The sequence below is a fragment of the Wolbachia endosymbiont of Mansonella perstans genome (assembly GCF_020278605.1).
Classification (GTDB): Bacteria; Pseudomonadota; Alphaproteobacteria; order Rickettsiales; family Anaplasmataceae; genus Wolbachia.
Window position 1 is genome coordinate 1 of record NZ_JACZHU010000137.1, and the last position, 1,484, is coordinate 1,484.

Here is a 1,484-nt window from a genome sequence, read left to right on the forward strand (position 1 = left end):
CCCCATATGAGCTAAAATTGCGATGAGAGCGTTTTGCCTCAAGAAAGTGCTTTTTCCTGCCATATTAGGACCAGTGATTAGATGTATACCAGCTAAGTTGATGTTATTTGCGATAAACTTATCATTAACTTCAACCACTGGGTGTCTTCCGCTGCAGATATTAAACTCTTTACTATCGTCAATGATGGGTTTTACGTAATTGTTTTGCATTGCAAGCTCTGCAAACGCAGTTCGGATATCAAGCTTTGCCAAGGCATTTGCAGTGAGGGCAATTTTCTCAGACTCTTTAGCGATTTTACTACATAGTTCACTGAAAATTTTCATTTCCAAGCTAATCACAGCATCACGCGCCGTGAGAATCTTATTCTCCAGTTCTTTCAATTCATTAGTAGTGTAGCGCATGCTATTTGCTAAGCTTTGCCTGTGAATAAATATATCCGAGGTTAATTTATGATTTGCTGATACTTCAATGTAATAACCAAGGATGTTATTGTGCAATATTTTCAATGCGGCAATGCCAGTCAGGTCACGATAAGATTCTCGGAGTTTGGTTATCAATTTGTTGCTATTATTCAGCACATAGAATAACTCTGATAATTCTTGGTTATATTGTGGATTGATAAATCCTCCTTCTTTTGCGGAACTTAGGTTATTATCAAGTATAGCGTCGTTTAAAAGCTCAAACAGTTCTTTGTGATTGCCAAGGCTTTTATGTATTGTGCTAAGTTCACTCTCATCACTGCTTGTCATCTGAGCAGTAGACGCTGGTTCTTTTCCCTTTGATTCCGGAGTCAAGCACTGGAATGACATTTGAAAGTCAACTGCTGACTTTTTACTTAAGTGATAATTATGCAAGGGATCTAGCTTAGATAGAAGCTTGGACAACTCTAACGTTTTCCCAAGGCCTATTTTTAGTAGGTTCATGTCCTTTGGTGAGCCACGCCCTAACATTAAACGTGATAGTGACCTTTCAATATCTGGAATGTTAGATAATATCTCCCGTATTTTTTTGCGTCTTTCATGGCTGTTTACAAAAAATTCAACGGTGCTGATTCTCAAATTAATCGCTTTAGGACAAGCAAGTGGTGATGCAAGCATTTGTTTGAGCAGGCGTCCACCAGAAGCTGTAACTGTGTGATCAATAACTGAAATCAGTGAACCTTTCTTTTCACTAAATTGAGTTGAAAACAACTCAAGATTTCTCCTTGCTGAAGCATCGATAAGCATGAAACTTTGTTGCTTGTAGGGCTTTGGCAGCTCAAGCCTTGGAATGGAACCTCTTTGCGTTACTCTAACATATTCAAGCAGCGCACCACATGCCATAATCTCCACTTTGCTGAAGTTTCCTATAACTCTAAGCTCTCTGATTTTATAAAATTCGCACAGCGTTCTGTGAGATTTGTTGTACTCAAAAAAACTCTGGGCATGCTGTGTAATTGATATTTTATAATTTTTTAAAGTTGACCTGATTTTTTCATCCTCAG

General features: G+C 38.2%; 1 protein-coding gene. It reads right to left on the reverse strand.

Features of this window, described 5'->3' with window-relative positions; translation table 11 throughout:
- A partial coding sequence (locus IHO13_RS05450; protein ID WP_410543376.1) for a MutS-related protein occupies positions 1-1,484 on the reverse strand: 1,484 nt, incomplete at both ends.